19 protein-coding genes are annotated in these 22,782 nt (G+C 49.1%); 6 read left to right on the top strand and 13 right to left on the bottom strand.

Going from position 1 to position 22,782, the window contains the following annotated elements:
- The first annotated feature begins 239 nt into the window (after positions 1–239).
- The 3 genes from MOZ60_RS06040 to MOZ60_RS06030 are packed head-to-tail and all read left to right on the top strand — an operon-like array spanning position 240 to position 3,282.
- Positions 240–1,415: an SPFH domain-containing protein gene (locus tag MOZ60_RS06040; protein WP_370595987.1), complete on the top strand. Its 1,176-nt coding sequence runs from the start codon at positions 240–242 to the stop codon at positions 1,413–1,415.
- An 8-nt stretch (positions 1,416–1,423) separates the two neighbouring features.
- On the top strand, positions 1,424–2,506 hold the full coding sequence (locus tag MOZ60_RS06035; protein WP_370595986.1) for a TFIIB-type zinc ribbon-containing protein: 1,083 nt from the start codon (positions 1,424–1,426) through the stop codon (positions 2,504–2,506).
- The gene (locus tag MOZ60_RS06030) at positions 2,503–3,282 is read left to right on the top strand and encodes a TPM domain-containing protein (protein WP_370595985.1); all 780 of its coding nucleotides are present in this window, start codon (positions 2,503–2,505) and stop codon (positions 3,280–3,282) included. Before MOZ60_RS06035 ends, MOZ60_RS06030 begins: the two co-directional genes overlap by 4 nt.
- Positions 3,283–3,303: 21 nt before the next feature.
- On the opposite strand, the gene MOZ60_RS06025 is transcribed toward MOZ60_RS06030, so the two are convergent.
- The 12 genes from MOZ60_RS06025 to MOZ60_RS05970 form a co-directional block, all read right to left on the bottom strand.
- Complete coding sequence (locus tag MOZ60_RS06025) at positions 3,304–5,178, bottom strand: vWA domain-containing protein (protein ID WP_370595984.1); 1,875 nt, start codon at positions 5,176–5,178, stop codon at positions 3,304–3,306.
- Positions 5,171–5,764 (bottom strand): hypothetical protein, encoded by a 594-nt coding sequence (locus MOZ60_RS06020; RefSeq protein ID WP_370595983.1) that lies wholly within the window; start codon positions 5,762–5,764, stop codon positions 5,171–5,173. The genes MOZ60_RS06025 and MOZ60_RS06020 overlap by 8 nt, the downstream gene beginning before the upstream one ends.
- The gene (locus tag MOZ60_RS06015; RefSeq protein ID WP_370595982.1) at positions 5,761–7,671 is read right to left on the bottom strand and encodes a P-loop NTPase family protein; all 1,911 of its coding nucleotides are present in this window, start codon (positions 7,669–7,671) and stop codon (positions 5,761–5,763) included. The genes MOZ60_RS06020 and MOZ60_RS06015 overlap by 4 nt, the downstream gene beginning before the upstream one ends.
- Before the next feature lie 79 nt (positions 7,672–7,750).
- The gene (locus MOZ60_RS06010; RefSeq protein ID WP_370595981.1) at positions 7,751–9,550 is read right to left on the bottom strand and encodes an oleate hydratase; all 1,800 of its coding nucleotides are present in this window, start codon (positions 9,548–9,550) and stop codon (positions 7,751–7,753) included.
- A gap of 106 nt (positions 9,551–9,656) precedes the next feature.
- Positions 9,657–10,238: a TetR-like C-terminal domain-containing protein gene (locus MOZ60_RS06005; RefSeq protein WP_277634363.1), complete on the bottom strand. Its 582-nt coding sequence runs from the start codon at positions 10,236–10,238 to the stop codon at positions 9,657–9,659.
- 21 nt (positions 10,239–10,259) lie between these two features.
- Positions 10,260–11,240: a 2,5-dihydroxypyridine 5,6-dioxygenase NicX family protein gene (locus MOZ60_RS06000; protein WP_370595980.1), complete on the bottom strand. Its 981-nt coding sequence runs from the start codon at positions 11,238–11,240 to the stop codon at positions 10,260–10,262.
- Positions 11,241–11,831 (bottom strand): O-methyltransferase, encoded by a 591-nt coding sequence (locus MOZ60_RS05995; protein WP_370595979.1) that lies wholly within the window; start codon positions 11,829–11,831, stop codon positions 11,241–11,243.
- 90 nt (positions 11,832–11,921) lie between these two features.
- Positions 11,922–12,746, bottom strand: a complete 825-nt coding sequence (amrS, locus tag MOZ60_RS05990; RefSeq protein WP_370595978.1) for an AmmeMemoRadiSam system radical SAM enzyme — start codon at positions 12,744–12,746, stop codon at positions 11,922–11,924.
- Positions 12,739–14,133, bottom strand: coding sequence for an AmmeMemoRadiSam system protein A (amrA, locus tag MOZ60_RS05985; RefSeq protein ID WP_370595977.1), 1,395 nt, complete (start codon positions 14,131–14,133; stop codon positions 12,739–12,741). Before amrA ends, amrS begins: the two co-directional genes overlap by 8 nt.
- A 104-nt stretch (positions 14,134–14,237) precedes the next feature.
- Complete coding sequence (locus MOZ60_RS05980; protein WP_370595976.1) at positions 14,238–15,500, bottom strand: ABC transporter substrate-binding protein; 1,263 nt, start codon at positions 15,498–15,500, stop codon at positions 14,238–14,240.
- Positions 15,478–16,944 carry a sensor domain-containing diguanylate cyclase gene (locus tag MOZ60_RS05975; RefSeq protein ID WP_370595975.1) on the bottom strand — a complete coding sequence of 489 codons (1,467 nt, stop codon included), beginning with the start codon at positions 16,942–16,944 and terminating at the stop codon, positions 15,478–15,480. Before MOZ60_RS05975 ends, MOZ60_RS05980 begins: the two co-directional genes overlap by 23 nt.
- Positions 16,945–17,039: 95 nt before the next feature.
- The gene (locus MOZ60_RS05970; RefSeq protein WP_370595974.1) at positions 17,040–19,559 is read right to left on the bottom strand and encodes an EAL domain-containing protein; all 2,520 of its coding nucleotides are present in this window, start codon (positions 19,557–19,559) and stop codon (positions 17,040–17,042) included.
- Between the two features lie 282 nt (positions 19,560–19,841).
- Between MOZ60_RS05970 and MOZ60_RS05965 the strand changes: the two genes are divergently transcribed.
- Positions 19,842–20,366, top strand: coding sequence for a flavin reductase (locus MOZ60_RS05965; protein WP_370595973.1), 525 nt, complete (start codon positions 19,842–19,844; stop codon positions 20,364–20,366).
- Position 20,367: 1 nt separating this feature from the next.
- A complete protein-coding gene (locus MOZ60_RS05960; RefSeq protein WP_370595972.1) occupies positions 20,368–20,778 on the top strand; it encodes a DUF1848 family protein in 411 nt (136 codons plus the stop codon).
- 26 nt (positions 20,779–20,804) lie between these two features.
- Here the strand turns inward: MOZ60_RS05960 and tnpA are convergent, their stop codons facing one another.
- On the bottom strand, positions 20,805–21,287 hold the full coding sequence (gene tnpA, locus MOZ60_RS05955; protein ID WP_370595971.1) for an IS200/IS605 family transposase: 483 nt from the start codon (positions 21,285–21,287) through the stop codon (positions 20,805–20,807).
- 96 nt (positions 21,288–21,383) lie between these two features.
- Here tnpA and MOZ60_RS05950 point away from each other — a divergent pair, with 96 nt between their 5' ends.
- A complete protein-coding gene (locus tag MOZ60_RS05950; RefSeq protein WP_370595970.1) occupies positions 21,384–22,658 on the top strand; it encodes an RNA-guided endonuclease InsQ/TnpB family protein in 1,275 nt (424 codons plus the stop codon).
- The last annotated feature ends 124 nt before the right edge of the window (positions 22,659–22,782 follow it).

The raw sequence follows: 22,782 nt of genomic DNA, 5'->3' as shown, positions 1-22,782 counted from the left end.
ATGCTATCATGTAAAGGCCTTCCTTTCTTGGATGAGGCAACTTCCCCCATCTTATTAAGCCAATAACAAGTATGCGGGATGATCCTCGAACACACAAGTTAATGGAGGGCTTTTACATATTGTCTAATAAATCTCCAGGTTCACCGCAAGCCATGCGGCGCTAGTGGGATTGAATTCAGAAGACGGCTTTGCTAGTCTAATGGTAAACAAAGTCCAGTTATCTGGCAAAGGAGACGATCATGGGATTTATTCTTGCAGCAGCGATGTCCGCAGGTTCTGTACTGCGTGATCAGTGGAAGGAATATTTCAGTGTAGATGCACTTGGAGATGATGTCATTGCCGTCAAGTGCACTAAGAAAGGCAGAGGCTTCAACCATGGCAATGACAATGTCATCACCAATGGTTCTACTGTTGCCGTTGCTGATGGTCAGTGCATGATCATTGTGGAACAGGGACAGGTTGTTGATATTGTGGCAGAGCCTGGTATCTACACCTATGACAATACAGTGGCACCATCCATTCTGTGCGGTGATCTTGGCAAAGGCATCAAAGCCGCCTTCAATGAATTTGGCAAACGCTTTACCTATGGCGGTCAGGCTGCTGTTGACCAGCGCATCTACTGCTTCAACACGAAGGAAATGACCGGCCAGAAGTTCGGCACACCCAATCCGGTTCCGTTCCGTGTCATTGATGCCAGAGCGGGCATTGACATCGATATCTCTGTACGCTGCTTTGGCTCCTATTCCATCCGGATTGCAGATCCGATCCGCTTCTATACTAACAATGCCGGCAACTTCAAGGATGAATACAGAGTGGACGAAATCTCCGGCCAGCTGAAATCTGAGCTGCTGAATGTCCTGCAGCCAGCCTTTGCAAAAATTTCTGAAACAGGCATCCGCTATTCCCAGTTGCCTGGCAAGACCGTTGAACTGACCAATGCTGTTAAAGAGCAGCTGAAGGATTCATGGAGTGCAAAGCGCGGCATTGCCATTGATTCTGTTGCCATTGCCAGCATCTCTGCAGATCCGGAAGATGAAAAGATGCTCAAGCAGATGCAGCGCAATGCGGCCTATACCGATCAGAATCTGGCCGCAGCTACGCTTGTCGGTGCCCAGGCACAGGCAATGCAGGATGCAGCCAATAACAGCAATGGCGCTGCTATGGGCTTCATGAACATGAATATGGCAGGCTCCGGCACCAGTGCCAGCCAGCTGTACCAGCAGGCAGCCGCTAATAACACTGCAAATACAGCTGCCAATACATGGACCTGTCCAAACTGCGGCACCACAAATACCGGCAACTTCTGTTCCAACTGCGGAACAAAACGGCCATCCGGCAAGTGGATCTGTCCGAACTGCCACCAGGAAAACACCGGCGGTTTCTGCTCTAACTGCGGCACAAAGAAACCTGCGTGAGTCAGACAATGAGTGAATCCGTTGTCAATTACAAATGTCCCAACTGCGGCGGGCCGCTGCATTTTGACAGCAAGTCACAGAAACTTGTCTGTGACCACTGCGGTTCTTCCTTTTCTCCGGATACATTCAAAGAAAAAGAGTCACCTACGCAGACGGACACAGAAATTCATGCCACTTCCCCTGACACCTTCAGCAAGGACGAAATCCAGCACTTAAAAGCATATACATGTCCTTCCTGCGGTGCGCAGATCATGTGCGATGAAAACACAGCCGCCACAAGCTGTCCGTATTGTGACAATCCCACCCTGATACCATCCCAGTTTGCCGGCAGTCTGCGTCCCTCTTCTGTTCTGCCTTTTCAGCTGAACAAGAAAGATGCAGAAGACAAGCTTGCTTCATTCTACAAAGGCAAGCCGTTCCTGCCCAAGGCATTCCGCAATGATAACCACATAGAAGACATCAAAGGTGTCTATGTTCCCTTCTGGCTGTATAACGGCACAGTTGCCATCCAGGCAGCCTATGAAGCCACCCGCACCAGAGTCTTTGTGCAAGGGGATGATCAGATCACAGAAACAAGCCACTTCCATCTTGATCGGGAAGGCACGATGCAGTTTTCCCGTGTCCCAGCCGATGCTTCCAGCAAGATGCCGGATGAATTCATGGATGCCCTGGAACCTTATGACTTCCAGCAGCTCAGGCCATTTGAAATGTCCTACATGGCAGGCTATCTTGCGGACCGCTATGACGTCGATGAAAACAAGGACTTTCCACGGGCCAAAACCCGCATGGAACATTCCACCTGCAGAGCCTGTCAGGAATCGTGCATCGGTTATGAAACATGTATTCCTATCCACGAAAATACCCAGGCAGCCAGAACTGGTACAGATTACGTCTTTCTGCCAGTATGGCTGCTTGCCACACGGTATCATGGCAGGCCCTACCTGTTTGCCATGAACGGCCAGAATGGCAGAATGGTCTCTGATGATCTTCCCCTGGACTGGACAAAGGTGATTCTCACCTTTGTGATCATTACCGCCGCACTGATGGTGGTCATGTTCCTGCTGATCAGTGCCATCGGAGGTGCCGCATGAAGAAACTGCAGAAAATCCTGATCGCAGTAATGCTATGTGTTCTGAGCATCATTCCGGTTCATGCGGACAATACAGAATGGGTAAAAGATGATGCAGGTGTTCTCACCCAGGAAGAAATAGATGCCCTGAACAGCCAGATTCAGACCATAACAGACACCAGTAAGGTTGGCATCTATATCCGCCTGAAACCGGATATGGATGGTTCTGCATCGATTGAAGACTATGCTGAAACTATCTATACAGGTGAAGATCTTGGTATCGGCAATGATCATGACGGCCTGCTGCTGGTGATGTCCTTTGATCAGAGAGACTATGATCTTGCTGCATACGGCAGCAGGGCAAATGATATCTTTACAGACCATGCAAAGGATCAGATCGAAGATGAGATGCTTGCTTACTTCCGCCAGGATGACTGGTATGATGGCCTGGACGCAATGTTATCGGAGACAGAGTATCAGCTGCAGATGTATTCACCCCTGTCTGAGCAGAATGCAGGCAGCAGATCTGCAGGCTTTTCCGGCTTCGACCTGTTTCTATTGTTTGGTGTGCCGCCGCTTCTTGCATTATTGATTGTGTGGGCCATTGCTTCCCGCAACAAAACAAAAGGCATCGCCGTTTCCGCCGATGCCTATGCCACAGGTCATCTGAACCTGACAAGAAGGCAGGATATCTTCACCCATATTACCCGGACTGTTACACACATTCCCCGCAATGATGACCATGGCGGCACCAGTGTCAACAGCTCTGGCTTCTCACACTCATCAGGCAAGTTCTAAGCCGTGCATCCGCACGGTTTTTTATTTTGCATGGTGAAAGATGGATACCATCTGTCTGGCCACTGCTGCCATCAGCACAGATGGAAGATCATCCGTCTTTGTGCCAAGGAACGTACCATGATCAGAGAAGATAAAGTCAAAGATTCTGCGTGCCTCTGGATCGTCCGGGCCGATCTCAATTGCCTGAATCTCCACACCTTTCTTCTTTAACTTCTCCACGGTCTTTCTGGCAGCGCCAGGAAACGAAGAGGCACCATCTGTCACTTCAAACAGCAGCCGGATCCGTTTGCCGCTTTCAATTTCACGCTCCTGGATCGGCGTAATCTGTTTCAGCACCTCCTGCAGGCAGGCACCATCATCCGTAGAGCCCCCATCCCCACGCAGACGGGTAACAGAAAGCATCGTATCCGCTTTTTTCCTGAACCCGTCATCATCAAAAGACATCACCCGATGGCTTCCCGAGCCAAACAGCCACGTTTCAATCTGCACCTTTGTCTGCTGATGCGTCTTAGCCGCATTCGCATCCAGAAACTGCTGGAAATCCTGCAGTGACAGCAGCACAATCGCCAGTGCTTCCCGGGCACTTTCCAGCTTCCCAGAACGCATCGATCCTGAATTGTCAATCACAAACGAAATATCCAGATACTGCGGCAGAACTTTCGGCACAGACACAAGCAGATCATTCGCAAAGATATGCAGATCACGGTAATTCTGCTTCTGCTGCGCCTCCACAAAGTCACACCATGACCCAATCAGCTCGTCCACATCCAGATAGCCCTTGCTCTGGCCGGTCTGCCTGATGCTGACCTGACGGCCAGCCTCACCAAACAGCTTCTGCCAGAACTGTTTCATCTTCTGCCTTGCAGGCTGTACCTGATGCTCATAATGCGTAAACAGGGCAAGATCATCCGACTGTACGCCAAATGCTTCAAGCTCCTTCTGCCCATGGGTTTTCGCTGCCACTGCCTTCTTCATCTGGCTCTGTTCCAGCTGCTGCAGCATGTTTTTCTTATGATCTGCGCTCATAGCAGGACCATGGGACTTCTTCGCATTTTTCTGCGGCTCACTCTGTTCACTGCGTGATGCCGTTTTCGCCAGCTTCATGCGGCTGATATCACTCTCAAACAGCATCACCCAGCCCGGTACAAGAAACGTCTGAAACAGATCATTCCGCTCCTTGATCCCCTGCTGATCCAGCACTTCCTGCAGCACAGAATGACGCAGGAAATCATAGCGGCTCATGCCAAGCACGCGTTCCTGCAGAAAGTCCTTCAGCTGCGGATTGGAAATGCTGTCCAGGCCATCGTATTCCACCTGCAACAATGCACCGCCAAGATCCTCATGCGTGCGTACATCATCATTTTCCTGCGGAAAGCCGCCCTCCCACAGCAGCATCTTCCCGATCTTCTGCTTCATGGCAGCTTCACGATATACCGGTGCCTTCATCTGCACCAGCAGATCCGATACCCAGATATCCACAGCATCCAGAAACGCAGACAGCGCATTCTGCACGCTGGCATACACAATCGAAGGCGCATAGCCAGGATCATCCTGTAAGCCAAAAGAAGCCGCCTTCTGCAGATAGCAGGACGTGATCTTCTCACATGCGTTTTCAAACTGCTCTGTCCGGTGCAGATACAGGGAAGGATACTTCTGCTCATCCGGATAGAGTGCCAGTGTACTGTACAGATGATACAGCAGCTCACTTTCATCCAGGCCATTGTCCTGAAAGAAGGCAAGCGGCACAATGACCCGCTGCTCATCAGGCAGCAGCACAAAGGTTTCCTGCTGATCAGACACTTCATACATCAGCCGCTGATCACCAGAAAACAGTGTTAACATCCGCTGCTCTCTGGCCAGCAGCGCCTCACATGTTTCCTTCGTGATCTCACCCATACAGTTTCACCTTCATCAGCTTTTCAACCGTATCAATTCTTGCATAAGACAGCCGCTGCACACCGCCATCCAGATCACGGATCAGACACGATGAATCACTCTCCAGAATGCCATTGTCACACAGTACGTCAGTAAACAATGGCACCGGGCGGCATGTCCATGTACCAAGATTCTTTTCCTGCAGATACACACTGCCCTCATCCGTGAATACAAAGCACACTTTCCCATTCTGCAGCGTCATGATTACATTGCCATTGCGACCCGGAATCTCAGCCGGCGGATCCGCAATGTCCTCCAGTTCTGTATCCTTCAGTTTCTCACACAGCGCATACACAGATGAATCCAGATCACACTCCTTCAGATGTGAAAGATCCTTCACTACCACTTCTTTCGCTGCGCAAAGATCCTTTGTCATCAACGCCTTCTGCCGATACTGCGGCAATGCCTCTTCCAGCATCTTCATCTCTTCTTTCCACAGCGTATCCAACTGCTCTGCAAAAGAAGGATCCATCATGCCGGTATGCATCTCTGCATGCAGCTTCTTGCGCAATACAGAAATCTGTTTTTTCAGCTCCGGCGGTGTCATTTCTGCATTCCCAGACTGTCCAGAATCGCAGCGCCGTGTTCCAGATCGCGGATCTTTCCATCCTGTGCCATCAGATCCTTTGCCTGCATGTCAACATCTTCATCAATCTCAATCTTTCCGGCAAATTCCTCCGGCAGAGATTTTCGCGCCGGTCCTTTGCCAAACAGCAGTGTCACGACATCCTGGCGGGACAGATGTTCCAGCGGCGCAATCTCGTGGCTGTATGCCGCCGTACGGATATCCTCAAGCGTCAATCCTGCTTCGCCCTTGGATCTGGCTGGTACATGCCAGCCGTCATTGTCCGCAAAGAAACCATAGCGCACCGCCAGAGACAACAGCAGATTGCGGTCATCATTGTTTGTCACCGAAGAAAGGAAGCCATACCAGAGTGCCATGGACAGATCCATCTCTTCCCCAAAATTCCATGTATCCAGAACATGGATGATACTGCGGATAGACAGCACCGCCTCGTTGAGCACCGGCACATCCCCGTTTTCACTGACAGAGCTTCTGCCCTCAAAGATCAGCTGTGACATGCGTGCAAGCTGCGTAAACCGCCACAAGGCATCTACACTGAGAGAAGGAGCCGGCAGATCCAGGCTGCCGTCATCATTGCACAGATGTTCCATGACCAGCCGGAACAATTCATTCTGGCCAGGATCTTTCTGCTGTGCCAATGTGCCTTCCGTACTCTGCGGCACATAGTTATAGGCAATCGTGGTAAAGCGGGACTGAAAGGCCGGATTGAGCACATTGGTGCCTTCATAGGACACGGTGCCGGTAGACAGATTGCCCGTCCCGATCAGGCAGAACCCGTCCGCAATCTTCACCGTGCCAATACCGGTAATATAGGCAGACTGACCGGCATGATGCTGCAGAATATCATTCAAAGCAATCAGATTCGGCATGGCAATCGTATTGATCTCATCAATGATGATCGGCTTGCCTTCCTTCAATGCCTTCAGTACTTCTTTTTCGACTTTCTCTACAACCGTGCCAAAGCCGCTGTTCTCATTGATATACATGCTGGAATACGTCTTCCATCCTGCTAACATCAGCTCCATCTGCTGCTGCGGATTCATCGCATCAAGCCGTTCCTTGTTCGCTTCCAGGAACTGCTCAAAGTCGTTCAGCAGGGCATTGAGCTGCTCTCCATACGATTCTGTTGAACCTGCATGGGCAAGCTTTAATGTCTTCTCGGCAAACATATCCTGGGCCGTCAGATTGTGAGAACCGGAAATAAAGTATGGATGGCATGGTGTATTCTGCACCTGCTTTTCAATGTCAGGATACACCTGGCAGAACCAGGCAAGTTCATCGCTGCGTGATGCGCCGGGATGTGCATCACGCCATGCAAGCAGGCTTTTCTGCAACAAGGACATCCGCAGGCGGTGCTGCATCTGCTCCTGGCTTGCCTCCAGGGCAAGCTGGGTCTTGCCGCTGCCAAGATGTCCGACAAGATAGACCGGAATGCCCGCTGACAGAGAATCTGAGATCTGTTTCATGGCCCGCTGCAGGTATGGCACTTTGACAAGGCGGCCATCCCGTTCATCATTGATATCCTGCAGAATCTGGCGGGAATGCAGTACATAGAAGGCATCAGGATCAATGGCAGCCATCGCTTCTTCCTGTTTCCGCAGGCCCAGAAGCCTGCCTGCATGCACACGGCTGGCCGCAGTCGAACGGCGGATGCCATTCACACTGTCACTGCGCGAGCTTTCCTGTTCCATCTGTAACAGCAGCTGCTCATATGCCTGCTCCATCGCAATCTCATCCAGCCGGCTGGCAGCCTGTTTCTGACTCTTGCGGACATAATCCGCATAGGCTTTGCCAACCGCGGTATGATCCTCATCACCAGAGCGCAGGCACGCCCGTCTTCTCTGTTCCACCACTGACAGTTTTTCCATGATCATTCTCCTTCATAAACACAAGAAAGCACCGGCTGCAGATGAAAGTGCTCTCATACAGCAGCCGGCGCCAAATAACTCAGATAATGTGATATTCCTTGAGCATCAGCTCAATATCCGTGCCCTTGATCTTCTTCTCAATCTGCTTTCTCACAAGCAGCGGCAGCTTGATCTCAGGCTTTTCACCATCCAGCATCTCACTTGCTGCATTGAGCAGATAGCGGATGTCATAGCGGCTGGCAAAGACTTCCGGCACAGCTCTTTCCACACCAGTCAGAATGTAGACAGCTTCCATAGCTGTACGGCCTGAATACTCAATGGTGAATACGGTATCACGGCCCGGCTCATCCAGAGTCTCGGCAAACTGGCCAAGGAAGGCAAAGTTCACAGCATTCTTCGGGATAACGTACGGTCTGTCACCAAAGGCACGCGGCATGAACATACTGGTGATGAACGGCATCATGACCGGAATCGCATGACATGTATCGGCCAGCTCTGGAATCTGATCCACCGGTGCACCAATGTGATACAGCCACTCTTCGGTAATCTCACGGCCGGTACTCTCCTGCATGGACTTCTTGATGTAGTTGCCTGGTGTATCAACGAACAGGCCATATACCCAGACCTCAAAATCCTTTTCAGGCTGGCCATAGTACTGTTCCTGACGGTTGATCGTCCAGCTCATCAGCCAGCCGGAATCCTTGGCTGTCACAATACCGCCGGTGCAGATATGTCCGCCATACGGAGAACGCTTGGTGATATTCTCAACCAGCTTGACAATACGCGGATCAGAAACGGTGATCGTGCAGCTCTCCCACTTGGACTTCTGGGGATTGCCGCAGAACTTGTCAGGATGGCCGAATTCATCAGACTGCCTGGCAATGTTCTTCCACATCTCCCAGCAGCCGCCCAGCTTCGGATCCCACGGTGCCGGCTTGTCGGTAGAACCATAGGAAGAAGACTCCGTCATGGAACCATTTGTAATGAAGCACAGATCATTGTCAGTCAGATCAATGCTGCAGTCATTGCCATCCTTGTCATGGGCAACAATCTTGCGGGCAGCCTTCTTGGTATCGGTGATCTCAAACTCCACATTGGTCACTGTCACGCCATACCTGAAGTTGCAGCCGGCAGCCTTGAGATAATTGATCATCGGGGTGACAAAGTCTGTGAACTGGTCACGGCGGCAGAACTGCAGGGCAGAAAGATCAGCCAGACCGCCGACATGATGGATGAAGCGGTTCATATACAGCTTCATCTCAAGGGCACTGTGCCAGTTCTCAAAGGCAAACATCGTCCGCCAGTAGCACCAGAAATCAGAATGCAGCAGATCATCCGAGAAGATTTCCTCAATGGACTTGTCCTGCAGCGATTCATCGCTCATCATCAGGAAGTTAGCCAGTTCCATGGCATTCTTCTGACCAAGGTTGAACTTGCCATTGTCATAGCGCTTGCCGCAGTCTGTCGTAATACGGCAGTTGGAGAAGTTCGGGTCATCCTTGTTGATGTAATAGAGATGATCCAGCACAGACACATTCGGATCCTCTACAGACGGCAGAGAATGGAACAGGTCCCACAGAACTTCGAAGTGATGGCCCATTTCACGGCCGCCTCTGGCAACGTAGCCAATATTCGACATTACCTTGCCGTCCAGGCAGCCGCCCGGCAGATCAAGCTGTTCCAGGAACGTAATCTTGGAGCCGTCCATGTGGGCATCACGGACCAGGAAGCAGCCTGAAGCCAGTGCACCAATACCAGTGCCAATCAGATAGGCACGCTTGTCATCAATGCCCTTCGGCTTGCGGGTATGAATCAATGCATCATAGTCACCAGAATAGAAATGCAGTCTTGTATCTTTTGATTTGATATGATAGTCCATCTTGACCTCCTTGTTTGCATATCGTTTGTACCTGTATGATATCGGTTTCAGCCTCAGATGCCCTCAGACACAAAAAACGAAGTCTCTGAAAATCAGAGACTCCGTATCATTTGTCTGAATTTCTCTGCTTCTTCTCATCTGCAGAGCGCCGCAGCGCCTCTTCAATCGAGCCGTCCATCAGAAAACCGATACGATTGATGATGTATTCCGGCTTCTCCTTCATGCCCCCGTCAATCCAGTGCAGAACCATTGACGTCAATGCACACCGGAAGAAATGCGCAATCAGATTCCTGTCCTTTGGATCCGCATCAAGCTCAGGATGAATACTGTTGACAAAGCGGATCATAATCCCGCCGCTGACATTGTAGATATAGTTCTCCAGATCTTCCTTGCGGATGGAATGATACACATGATCAAGCGCCACCCTGTTTTCCAGAGCCGGCCGCGAAGCCACCAGAAACGACTTTTCCCAGGAAGCAGTCTCATCATATGCTGCAATCACATCCTCAAGATTTTCCTGAAAGTATTCCTGTATGATGGCATAGATATCGGCATAGTAGTAATAGAACGTATTATGATTGATGCCGCAGTCCTCACACAGAGCTCTTACCGTAATCCTGCTTAAAGGTTCTTTATTCAGCCTGTTCATCAGAGCCTTCCGGATCATCATCTTTGTCTGATTCCGCATTGCATCACTCCCTTTCCTGCCTCATTCCGGCATCAGCATACATCCATCCTTCATAACCATACGGCCGTCAAAGGAAATTGTCGGATGCCATGTCACAAGATCAAAATGCCCGCTGGCATTCTGCCTGCCGCCAAGACCAATATTTCTGCCCAGTCCGATGTGGAATGTACCATAGGTGCTTTCATCTTCGATATAACATTCACCTGCACATCGGCTCTTGTCATTGAGGCCAATGCCAAGCTCACCGCCCACCAGCATACGCTCATCATGATAGGAAGCGATATAATCCGCAAGCCTTCTGCCCTCAGGACTGTCATCAATGTGCTCAATCCGGCCATGTGAGAAGTGAATCTGCACGGGCGATTTTACTTTGCCAATATAGCCAAAACTGCCATCACACACAAGTGTTCCTTCCGTCGCAGTTTCCACAATCGGTATACAGATTTCAAAAGATGCCGAAGAAAAGTTATGATGCGGCCAGAAAGTTCCATTGAAGAAGGTAAAATCACGCCCTGCCATGGAAAAGGTCAGATCCGTGCCCAATGCAGTCGTAATATGCACAGAAGACGGATGTCCGATCATGCCCATAGCTGTTTCCGCAAGAATTCGCGTTTCATCCACATCCATCGTAATGAAATCAAAGCCAAGCATAGATTCCCCATGATTCACCGACAATGGTAAAGAAAGCATTTTCTTACCCGAAGACACGGCAATTTCAGCTGCCTTTGTCGTAATGATTGAGTAGTCACTGGCTCCGATAATCACATCATAGGGACGGAAGATCTGTGGATTCATATCAAAATAATCGCCGACATGAATGCCTTCCTGCTCCACAAACAAAATACTGACAACCCCGCCGAGATCCTCCGCCGCATTCTGCAGCAGCCGCACCTCACTGTAATGCTTCACCGAAGTGACAAGACAGATCTTATCACCGGGATGCACCTTCACCCAGTCACGCATGATAATACGCGCACCGCGTACCATCCTGAAATGTTCCATTTACTGCCTCCGCAAAGCAATGGCAATGCCATCGCCCACATCCTGATAAAACACCGTATCAAACCGCTCATCCTGTAACAAATGTTCACGAAAAGCACCGATCTTATGCACCATCTGCACCGTAGAACGGTTATGCGTCAGACTTTCATCATCCACCATGCCATGAAAGTTCAGATTATCAAACACAAAGAATGAACCCGGCCTTGTATTGAACCAGAAATGTTCCAGATAGCGCCGGTATTGTGACTTGGCTGCATCAATAAACACCAGATCATAGATTTTCTCACTTGAAAATTCTGCGCCGTCACACAGATAGCAGTGCACCCGGCCACTCAAACCAGCAGCCTTCACATTCCTGACTGCCTGCGCATACATCAAAGGATTGACCTCAACAGTATCGACGGTCATATCCCACCGCACATTGGCCATTTCCATCGCAGAAAGACCAACCGCCGTACCAATCTCCAGGATATCACGAACCTGACTGTGATCACGCAGCCATGCCAAAAGAAAAGCCATGCCGTCATCCTTCATCACCGGAACATGTTCTTTCCTAGCCTGATCATGTATTTCCTTGAAACGCTGCACCATGCACACAAGATTATAGCAAAACAGAAGAAAAACGCCTGGAAGTATTATTACATGTGCTTTTAGTATCTATTCCACGTGTTATTAAAGATATTACCACACATTGCCCAGATATACCCATGACAGGTATTTCTGAGCACACTTCTGCAGTTTCTTCATGTGATCTACATCTGTAGCAGGCATCTCGTAATGGTATCTTGGGAAGTATCTGCTCAGATGCAGAGGGATTTCTTTAGATAATGATGCCAGCCAGGATGCCTCGCTCTCAATGAATGCCTCACTGTCATTTTTGCCAGGAATCACAAGAGTTGTGACTTCCAGATGACACTTGTCATAGACATAGGTAATAGTCTGTTTCACCAGATCCAGGCTGCCATGAAGCTCATTCTTGTAAAATTGTGCATCACCCTTGAGATCAATATTCATGGCATCGATATATGGCATCAGCGTCTCCATGACCGCATGCGAAATGCAGCCATTGGTTACCAGTACAATCTTCTTTCCCTGCGGTTTCAGAATCTTTGCACAGTCACGGATATACTCCCAGCTGATCAATGGCTCATTGTACGTAAAGGCAAGACCGATGCTTTCCGGATATGCCATGACAATTTCTGCCAGATGATCCGGCATAACGGTACGGTATGTGACATGGCTATCATCCACCATGGAAATCGTACTGTTCTGGCAGAACGGGCAGGCAAGATTGCAGCCATAAGAACCGACTGAAAGAATCAAAGAACCCGGATAATAGCGGGCAAATGGCTTCTTCTCGATCGGATCCATAGCCATGGAGGTCAGCCTGCCATAGTTATCACACACATTCTGACCATGCACATTCCTTCTGGCCCGGCAGAAACCTGTCTTACCTTCCGCAAGATGGCAATGGTGCATGCAGTCATCACATACAATCTCAGACATGGCGCGTCACCGTAAACCTCTGCAGCAGCACATGATCACTGTCTGGATCAATGCCGCCCTTCTTACAGGCAATCTGTACCTGCTGCTTCACACTGTCCACACCATCCAGATCCGGCAGCAGCAGTCCTCTTCTGCCATCACGGGTGAAACAGATCACGCCATACTTCTTTACATCAAGATCCCGCATCTCACAGGATTCCGGCTTACTCAGCACATCCACACTGATGCTCAGATACGGCAGTTCATCTTCCTCTACAGGCGTAAACCTTGGATCCCGTGAACAAGCCTCAATGGCATTATGCACAATCTCCTGGGCAATATTGTCTCTTACCGGCAGAATCGTGCCAATGCATCCCCGTAACATGCCATCCTTATGCAGTGACACAAACACACCGGCTCTGCCCTGCATCGCCATTGGAACATCGTGCACTTTCAGCACCTTGCCATCTCTGACATACGTCTCAATGGTTTTTCTGGCAAGAGACACAAAACCATCTTCCTTTGCCTTTTCATTCTCAACCTTTGCCTGCTGATCCTGCAGATACTGGTTCAGAAAATGCCGGTGTTCATCTATGCCTTCTCTTTTCACGTGCACAACCCCATAGCCAATGCCAAACGGTGCTTCATGCGACCACTGCTGGCACGATACATCATAGCCATCAAAGGCACCTGCCATGATCGTAAAGCTGCGGTGTCCGCATTCCATCGCCGCATCCAGGAATGCCGGACCATATGCAAGCAGTTCGCCAAAGTTTCCAGAAGACATCGTCTTCATGATCCGCTCATCATACACGCTGCCTTCGGGATGGCAGCCATAGCTGGATCCCGGCATGCAGTGGGACAGATCACCGCTTGCGACATAAACAGCCTTTCTTCCAAGCAGTTCAGCAGCCTTCTCCAGATACATGCCAAGCTCATAATGCATGGCTAATGAGAAACCTGACAGCGAAATGCGCACAAGCTTGTAGTTTGTATATTTCTGATTGATGTAATACAGCGGCACAATCGTGCCATGGTCCAGGAATACATCCCGGTCATATTCCGTTCCACACGGAAAATCCGGATCCTTCACCTTCTTCAATGCATCAATAAACTCTGTATCATATGAGACTTCCATCTGTACATTGGCACCAAACCGATGCAGATCCCCATAGGCACGCTCACCACCGGACACATTGAACCAGTCCCGGTACAGCACGGCATGCGGACTGGAAAGAATCATCAGATCCGGTGCAATCTCTGCAATCCTCTCTGCCACCTTCTGATATCCGGCAATCGTCGTCTTGCACTTATTGGTTTCCGCATGGCCAACCTCAGGTACAGCAACCGGCGGATGCGGTACCATAAACCCTTCCACAATCATGCCTTCACCTTCTTTCCACCTCATTATAGTCTGTTTGAAATCTTCAAACGCAAAGTCCGGACTGCCCACATCAAAAAGACCGCTGCCAGCCGCATCGGTCTTCCATCACGATTGATGATCCAGGCAGTTCACTGCAGTGCAGACAGCAGATTCGCTGCACACGTATCCAGATCCTCTTTGCCATACAGATATTTGTCAGCTTCATTCTTGAAGGCAGATATGGTGCTGCTGTTTTCCAGAGCCGGGATCATGGCAGACAGTTTTGTCTTATTCTTGTCAATCTGCGCACTTGCCATCGCTTCATACGTATCCAGCATGTCATGATCCTGCAGTGTCTGCAGCGCCGTCTTACTGACCGGAACACCCTTCTCAGTGCCCTGAAGCTGTGCCATATCCGGATCATTCATCATGAAGTTCAGCAGCAGGCCCGCCTGATGAGGATGATCGGTATACGCACTGATGGCAAACATCGTTGCCGGCTTGATATGCCAGCCCGTGGTATCAGCAGTGCTGATACCAGGCATCTCACCAAGAACAACTTCATTCCCACTCTTTGCAAGATCATCACAATACCGGCTTGCATCACTGCTCCAGCAGCCGGCACCAGCTGTCTTTCCTGTCGTAAATGCAGTCGCATCAAACTCATTCACAGACGGCATCACCTTTTCATCAATCAGACTCCGGTAGAAGGAAAGCAGTGCCTTCATTCTGTCTGTGTCCGCACTGAGCGTGCCATCACGCTGAAACAGCGGATCACCATAGGTCTGCTCATACCATGCGGCAAGGGAAAGAATCAGCTGCTTTTTGGTCAGGCCAAGCGGATAAATGCCATCCGGACTCATAACCTTTGCGGCCGCAAACAGATCATCCCATGACTGCGGAATAGACAGGCCATACTTGTCATACAGCGTCTTGTTATAAAAGAATGATATGGAATTATAGGCAATCGGCAGCGCATTCAGGCTGCCGCTGACAGTGCCAAAATCCAGATCCGACTGCGAAAAATTGGAAAAATCAATCACATCAGAAAGCTGGCTGAGGTCATAGTAGCCTTTCCCGTCCGGAGAATACTCGGCAAGCCAGTTGTAATTGATCTGCATGACATCCGCAGTCTCATGACTCTCCATACTGATCCTGTTGCGCTGCTCATAACCATCCCAGACGCCATACATATGCGACACAATAATGTCAGGATGCTTCTCATGAAAGAGTTCCAGACCGGACAATGTATAGATGTGGCGGGCATCATTGCCCCACCAGGACATGGATATATGCACAGAGCTGTCATTCTGCACAACCACTTTCTTTTGCGGATGGCCGCAGCCTGAAAGCAGCAGAGAAAGCACTGTTACCGCACAGACCGCCCATTTACAGCTTTTCCTGCTCATCATATGCCGCACTCCCCTTTCCACTCTGCTTCGCTTCATACAGACTGTGATCCGCCCGGCGATACAGATCACCAAAAGAATACTCCCCCGGTCCTTCCACAATCACACCGGCACTGAACGAAACCTTCACCTTCTCACTGCTGAATTCCCTGTCAAACGCAGCATAAAGAGCATCCATCAAAGCATGCACTTCCTTCTGTGCCTGCTCTTTATTACGGTCTGTATACGCCGCAAAAGCCGCAAACTCATCACCGCCAAGCCGGCCAATCATATACTCACCCGGCAGAACACTCTTCAAAATTGCAGCTGTACGCCGGATAACCTCATCACCCTTGCTGTGGCCAAGCGTATCATTGACCTGCTTGAAGCAGTCCAGATCCATCATCAGGAACACATTTGCCTGTTTGCCTGTATAAGAAGCCAGCTCCTTGGAAACCTGTTCTTCAAATGTCTGCTTGTTCAGCAGGTCTGTCATCAGATCATGTGCAGCACGGTCAGAAAGATCACTGACAACACCGTTCATGGACCGCGTCATACGCAGATAAACCAGCGTGCCCGCAGCCAGAATCACAATAGCAATGAGCAGCACCGTCCAGATCATCTTTGTGCGCAGGTCATGACTGTCCTTCATCAGCTCCTGCATCGGCATCGTACATACCACCCGCCAGCCATTGCTGCAGGAATTGGAAGTAATCAGATAATCATCACTGATAACCGTCGCACTTGTATCCATACCCTCAATTGCATCACTGATGCCAATGTCCAGAAAACTGCCAATCTCCGTATCATCAGAAGAATACAGAATCCTGCTGTCAGTATCCACAAGCCGGATCGTCATACCCTCCAGCTGCTCCGGCAGCTCAAACACCGTCTCAAGCTCCCTGCCATAAAACGAAACAAGCGCAATCGCATGCGCATTAAGGCGCTTGACATAATACAGACGATCCACATTCCCCTGATGGCCAAACGACCAGCCATCCATCGTCCTGTCCCGGTTGATCGAAGACGAAAATTCCTGATACAGACCTCCACCCGGAAACATCTCATTTGTTACCTCTGAAATCATGCCGATATTCTCATCATTGGCATACACAATCCCAAAGTCAGAAAAATTCTCTGTCAGGCCAAGGCGCACAATCTCCTTCTCAATTTCATCTTCACTCTGTATCTTGTCATATTTGCCAAGAGAAGGATCCGTCGCATCAAAAGCATAGTATTTCTCATCCGAAAACAGCAGCGCAGCTGTCTTCTCTACCTTTTCAAGATAGGATTCAATATTGAGCTCCAGCTGCCGGCTGTCTGCCGCTACCAGATTGGATACATAATTCTGCAACGTCTCATCAGTACGTCTTAAAAGAATACCTGTCACAGAAAATACCATCACTGCCATCCCCACAGCGAAAAGCACAAACTCCCCAAACTGTATCCTTCTGATTTTCCTGTTCATCTTCCCTGTCTTTCACTCCCCCAAGAACAGCAAGGCTGCATATACACTGAAAATGATACCCTCATGTACAAAGAAGGCAAGACACTCTGTCTGATCTATCCGTTTCCTTTGCCAAAATGATCCAGCATGTCATACACGGCACTGGCAAAGTCATCCCGGCTGACACGTTTTTCATCCATCATCGTGCTTTCAATATCCGCGGTACCGGCAAACTTCCATCCGCCAACCTGGCGCAGGCTGTTGATTCTCGTTTGAACCTCTTTCGTCAGTTCTGTCATTTCCTGTTCGCTCTTATTCTGCAGCAGCAGGAAGAAATGTGAGCCCGTGATCCTGCCGATGACATTTTCTCTGCCCGCCGCTTCATTCAGCTGGCCTGCAATGGCCTGCAGACACTGGTCACCTGCTTTAGGACCATAGGTGTACAGGAAGATCTCATATTCCGGAATCGATACATGCATGAGTACAAATGGCTCACCACGCTCCCAGAGCTGGCGCATGTAAATACGGAAGCTGTACAGGAAGCCGGTTGTATTCGCCAGCTTTGTCACTGAATCGATCGTCTCAATCTGATCCAGCTTGCCTGCCCCCTGCAGAATCTCATCCTGATCAATAAACCATCCCATCAGGCCAATGATCCTGCCATCCTGATAAACAGGCATCTTATCTGCGACAATCGTATGCTGAACACCCCGGGCAATGCAGGTGCCGACCTTATGCTGCACATGCTTTCCGTGTTCAATCACATCCAGTTCATCATCACGGAATGGTTCCTTCTGCACATGCCAGTGCATATCCTCATCTGTTTTGCCAACAATATCATCCACAGAGGCAAAGCCATAGTAATCCAGGAAGCTCCTGCTTGCTCCCGCAAAGCGCCTCTGCCGGTCTTTCCAGAAGTACTTGATCGATGCATATTGTTCCTGATTGCGCCACAGGATGGACGCTGCAATGCCTTTTGTCACAGCGGCCTGCAGACGCTGCTGACCGCCGCTGCGCTCCACATTCTCCATGGTAATCTGCTGGATTGTCTTCTCATCCAGTCCAGCCGGCATCACCACATTCAAAACCTTCTGGCCGTTTGTATCCGGAATCATCACAAAGATATTCTGCTTCCAGACAAACTGTCCCTCTTCATCCAGACACCGCAGCAGAATGCTTAGCGGCCTGCCTTTGTTCTTGTGCAGGCGCGCAGATAATGTATGTACGTCCAGGAACTTTTTTGCCCGTTCCTGATCCGCTGGGTAGACAAAATCAGCAATCCAGTCATGCGCAAACTGCACGGCATCCATTGTCTTATCACCAGCCCCCATCGGCTGCTCCGAAAGAGAAGATTTCACGCCATAGATCGTCATAGATGCCAGATCATAGACGGCAATATCATCACAGATGAAATAGAGATTTTCAAAGTATTCCACATTCTGCTGGTATGGCGTCTTGGTATGCACATCAAAATACCTGATCTGCATGGCATAGATATCATTGTTTTCATAGCTTGCGGCAACCCGTCCATTCAGCTGCAGATAATGACTGCCGGTTGGAAATATAATCGTCTGGGTACCGGGCAGTTTGCGCAGCTGCTCATTGGCAAAGCGGCGGTAAAAGTCATGCGTAAGATTATTGGGCGTATTGATCTCATGAAACCAGCCGTTGAGATCCGTAATACCTGCTTTTGCCAGCACTTTCTCATAGGTTGGATTGATAAACACAACCTGCATGTTCTGCCCGTCATCCTCTACCACACAAAGCGTGGTGTCAGTCTGATAGTCTATGCGGCCAAGATCGTCATAATATTTCTTCCAGCTTAACGGCTCCAGGTCCAGATGATGGCTGCGGCAGTACTGGCCAAATGCCGTACCAGTCATCGGTCTGCCGAAATAGAAACCCTGTATCTTCTCACAGCCAATCCGGCGCAGGAATTCATACTGGTCTTTTGTTTCCACACCTTCGGCCAGGGTCTGGATGCCAATCCGCTTGGCCATGCGCACAACATCCTCGATGATGATCTTTGCTTTTTCGGATGCGGTGGACAGAAAGCTCATATCAATCTTCAGCTCATCAAAGTCAAGATCTTTCAGCGCGCCCAGTGAGGAATACGCTGTGCCAAAGTCATCCATCCAGACCTGATAGCCAAGCGTATGAAACTGTTCAATGAATGCAGAAAGCAGAGACTGCTGCTGAATAAAGGCAGTCTCGGTGATCTCGATATTGATGAGCTCACGGGGAACCTGATACCAACTGGCAATCTTTTCAATGCGTTCTACGACATCTTCATGCAGGAAATCTTTGCGGGACAGGTTGATGGATACCGGAATGATGCGGTCTGTCTTCTTATTCAAAAGACTGTGGAAATCCCGGCACACACATTCCATGACATACAGATCCAGATCAAAAATTCTGCCGTTTTCTTCCAGAACCGGAATCAGATCACCGGGTGAGATCATGCCATATTCCGGATCAATCCAGCGGCATAATGCCTCAGCACCGCAGACCATGCCTGTTATACTGCGCACAACCGGCTGATAATAGATATTGATCCAGCCCTGTTCCATCGCCTGCTCAAAATGAGACAGAAGATATCCCCTGATATCCGGCAATTCTGCATTCAGATTTTTCATATCATCCTCCTTCTGACCAGTGCTGTGATGGAAACAAATCGATGGATGTTTCTCGTAAGAGGAAATCATATTCCGCTTTTGATACGGCGGATCATCTGCAGGCATTCATCCGTAAATGAAACCATGTCTGTTGGCAAACAAAACTCTTTTATCTGCATCATAGCAGAAAATCTGCCTGTCCGCGCAGGCAGAAATGGAAACCGTGATCAATCCGGAATACAAAAAGCCGCTCTTGTCTAAGATTCATGCTATGATGCTGAAAGAAAACGCTTGGAGGCACATATGAAAGAAATTGACATTCACGATCTGCAGCTAAATCCATTTGATCTGTTTGGCAGGGACTGGCTTGCCCTGGCAGCAGGAAATGAAACAGATGGCTGCAATGTCATGACCATTGCCTGGGGACACTTTGGTTCCATATGGCATCAGGAGGCAGGAAAAGGCGTCATGCCAACTGCCATCTGCTACGTCAGGCCAAGCCGCTATACAAAACAATTCATGGACAAAGAAAAACTGTTTACACTGAATCATTTTCCCTCTTCATACCGGAAAGCACTCAGCTATCTTGGCTCTCATTCCGGCAGAGACGAAAACAAGATTGAAAATGCAGGCCTAACACTTGTCTTTACAGACGGCACCGTTACCTTCAAAGAAGCTGACCTTGTCTTTGTCTGCCGCAAGATTTATGCGCAGGATCTGCAGGAAGACTGCTTTGTGGATCAAGCACTGGTGGATGAGAACTATCCTGAGCGTGATTTCCACACAATGTATATCGGTGAGATCCTGAAAGTCTACAGCCAGGAATAACATGATTCTTAACACAGGAAGCCGGACCGACATTCCGGCTTTTTACAGCACATGGTTTTACAACCGGATAAAGGAAGGCTATGTCTGCACCAGAAACCCTTACAATCCGAAACAGGTACGGCGCTATCAGATTAACCCCGATGTTGTGGACATCCTTTCCTTCTGCACCAAGAACCCGGGGCCGATGCTAAAAGGAATCCATGAACTGGATGCGTACAGACAGTTCTGGTTTGTCACCCTGACACCCTATGGTAAAGACATTGACCCCAATGTGCCTGACAAACATCTCATCATCACCGAAATCCAGCAGTTATCCCAAATTGCAGGAAAACAGGCAGTCGGCTGGCGCTATGATCCGATCTTCATCAATCAGAGGTATTCCATCGATTATCACCTGCGGGCTTTTCAATGAAGAATAAAGCAAGGAATCCTGGCAATTCATTGCTGGGAGGAATTGCTTTTCTTTTCTCTTGCGGGTGAGTGATCTCCACCTTTGCCATCATACTGATTTTGGATATACCGTTTTACTGTTTCTTTGCTCATGTTGCCAACACTGCCAACATAGTAGCTTGGCGCCCATAGCTTATCACCCCAGAACATAGCTTTTCTAATTTCTGGATGTGCTTTCAGAAACAGTCTGGCAGACGCTCCTTTCAGGTTTTTTACCACATCAGTAATGCTGTACTTTGGCTTGAAACTGCATAGCAAATGGATATGTTCTGGCATCACTTCCATTTCCTGAATGTCTACATCTGCCTGCTTTGCAAGACTTTGCAGAATATCTTTCATCTCATTCACAAGCTCAGGCGTTGTAAACCATGGATTACGGTACTTCGTACACCAGATAATATGAAAGTGCAGATTATACACATATCCACGTTCATAAACGGCATCCTCAATTCGATCAATATGTCTCTTCATATGTATCCTCTTTTTTGTTTTATATATTATATGTATATCATATAATAAGTAATATATATGTGTTATAATTATAACATGAAGAAGATGTCTGATTACATGTTCCATATTGGATTACAGATGCGTGTGTATCCGTCTGACAGACAAAAGGCAATGATCCGCATGAACGGCGGCGCCTCACGCTTTGTGTACAATCGCCTGGTGGCTGTGCACAATGAGATGTTCCGTCTGAGAAAAAGTGCATCACTGTCTCCAACAGACACAGAAAGGCTTGCATATCTGGCATCTGCATATGGTGATGCAAAATCTATCAAGAACGCAATTCCTTTCTTGTGGGACTGCGATTCAGACATGGTACTTCATGCCATTATGAACTATAAGCGGGCGTGGAGTCAGTTCAGAAAAGTGAAAGGAACCAGTATTCCGACATTCCACAAGTTTGACAACACGTATTGCTATCAGACCAGCAATCACTATGCCGGAAAGAAGTTGAATACCATTTCACACGTTGTCGGCCTGTACGAAGGAAGCGTACGCTTTACAGACAGGAATCATCTTGTGCTGCCGATGCTTGGTACGATCCGCATGAAAGGTTCCCGCAAGCTGATTGATGCGCTGCTGAATCGTGTTGCAGAGACACGTATTGGTACTGTCACCATCAGGATGGATACGTGCGGAGACTGCTATATTTCGCTTGCTCTGGCATCAGACGAACCATTTCATACTGCTTATGTCAGAACTGGCAGAGCGGCAGGCATGGATCTGAATCTTTCTAACTTTCTGATGGACAGTGATGGCTGTGTAATCGAATCACCGCGTTATCTGAAACGGGCAGAAAAGAAGTTGCGCAAAGCGCAGCGCGCCCTTTCGCGAAAGTACGAAGCTGCCAGACGAGATGGCCGAGACTATCGTACGTGCAGAAATTATCAGGAAGCACGACTCAAACTGGCCAAATGCCATCGTCATGTGGCAAATCAGAGATTGGACTTTATCAGATGTACAGCAGACAAAGAAGTCAAAAGCCACGACTATTTGTTTGCCGAGGATCTCAAAGTCCTAAATTTGAAGAAGAACCACAAATTGGCAAAGGCAATCTCAGATAGTGGATGGAGAACTTTTCTGACTGAGCTGCAAAACACAGCTTCCAAACGCGGAAAGATATGTCTGCTTGTCAATCCCAGAAACACGACACAGACCTGCTCGTCATGCGGCTATGTCATGTCAGACGACAACAGAATCGTACTGGGGCAGGAAGAATGGGTGTGCCCAATGTGCGGTTCGCACCATGTACGCGATCATAACGCCGCAATCAATATCAAAAATGCCGGTCTTGCTTTACTGCAGGAATCCGGCATTGCGATAGATATCCGCTGATCAGCGGTATGGGCAGTACGTTTCTGCCCTCATAGTTTGGCAACTCACTATGATAACCGCCCTCTCACTGGCAGACCTCCACTTACCTGCTGCGGCAGATAAGCGAGTCAGCTGTATCCGGGTA

Source organism: Grylomicrobium aquisgranense (assembly GCF_033971865.1).
Lineage (GTDB): Bacteria > Bacillota_I > Bacilli_A > Erysipelotrichales > Erysipelotrichaceae > Bulleidia > Bulleidia massiliensis.
Note: the sequence above shows the minus strand (reverse complement) of the source record. Positions and strands in the feature narration are given on the sequence as shown.

Coding starts and splice junctions, on each gene's coding strand:
- MOZ60_RS06035 (WP_370595986.1), top strand. CDS start 1,424: ATGAGTGAATCCGTTGTCAATTACAAATGTCCCAACTGCGGCGGGCCG.
- MOZ60_RS06000 (WP_370595980.1), bottom strand. CDS start 11,240: ATGGAACATTTCAGGATGGTACGCGGTGCGCGTATTATCATGCGTGAC.
- MOZ60_RS06025 (WP_370595984.1), bottom strand. CDS start 5,178: ATGGGTGAGATCACGAAGGAAACATGTGAGGCGCTGCTGGCCAGAGAG.
- MOZ60_RS06030 (WP_370595985.1), top strand. CDS start 2,503: ATGAAGAAACTGCAGAAAATCCTGATCGCAGTAATGCTATGTGTTCTG.
- MOZ60_RS06040 (WP_370595987.1), top strand. CDS start 240: ATGGGATTTATTCTTGCAGCAGCGATGTCCGCAGGTTCTGTACTGCGT.
- MOZ60_RS05975 (WP_370595975.1), bottom strand. CDS start 16,944: ATGAACAGGAAAATCAGAAGGATACAGTTTGGGGAGTTTGTGCTTTTC.
- amrS (WP_370595978.1), bottom strand. CDS start 12,746: ATGTCTGAGATTGTATGTGATGACTGCATGCACCATTGCCATCTTGCG.
- tnpA (WP_370595971.1), bottom strand. CDS start 21,287: ATGAAGAGACATATTGATCGAATTGAGGATGCCGTTTATGAACGTGGA.
- MOZ60_RS06020 (WP_370595983.1), bottom strand. CDS start 5,764: ATGACACCGCCGGAGCTGAAAAAACAGATTTCTGTATTGCGCAAGAAG.
- MOZ60_RS05995 (WP_370595979.1), bottom strand. CDS start 11,831: ATGGTGCAGCGTTTCAAGGAAATACATGATCAGGCTAGGAAAGAACAT.
- MOZ60_RS05980 (WP_370595976.1), bottom strand. CDS start 15,500: ATGATGAGCAGGAAAAGCTGTAAATGGGCGGTCTGTGCGGTAACAGTG.
- MOZ60_RS06010 (WP_370595981.1), bottom strand. CDS start 9,550: ATGGACTATCATATCAAATCAAAAGATACAAGACTGCATTTCTATTCT.
- MOZ60_RS05970 (WP_370595974.1), bottom strand. CDS start 19,559: ATGAAAAATCTGAATGCAGAATTGCCGGATATCAGGGGATATCTTCTG.
- MOZ60_RS05965 (WP_370595973.1), top strand. CDS start 19,842: ATGAAAGAAATTGACATTCACGATCTGCAGCTAAATCCATTTGATCTG.
- MOZ60_RS06015 (WP_370595982.1), bottom strand. CDS start 7,671: ATGGAAAAACTGTCAGTGGTGGAACAGAGAAGACGGGCGTGCCTGCGC.
- MOZ60_RS06005 (WP_277634363.1), bottom strand. CDS start 10,238: ATGCGGAATCAGACAAAGATGATGATCCGGAAGGCTCTGATGAACAGG.
- MOZ60_RS05950 (WP_370595970.1), top strand. CDS start 21,384: ATGTTCCATATTGGATTACAGATGCGTGTGTATCCGTCTGACAGACAA.
- MOZ60_RS05960 (WP_370595972.1), top strand. CDS start 20,368: ATGATTCTTAACACAGGAAGCCGGACCGACATTCCGGCTTTTTACAGC.
- amrA (WP_370595977.1), bottom strand. CDS start 14,133: ATGAGGTGGAAAGAAGGTGAAGGCATGATTGTGGAAGGGTTTATGGTA.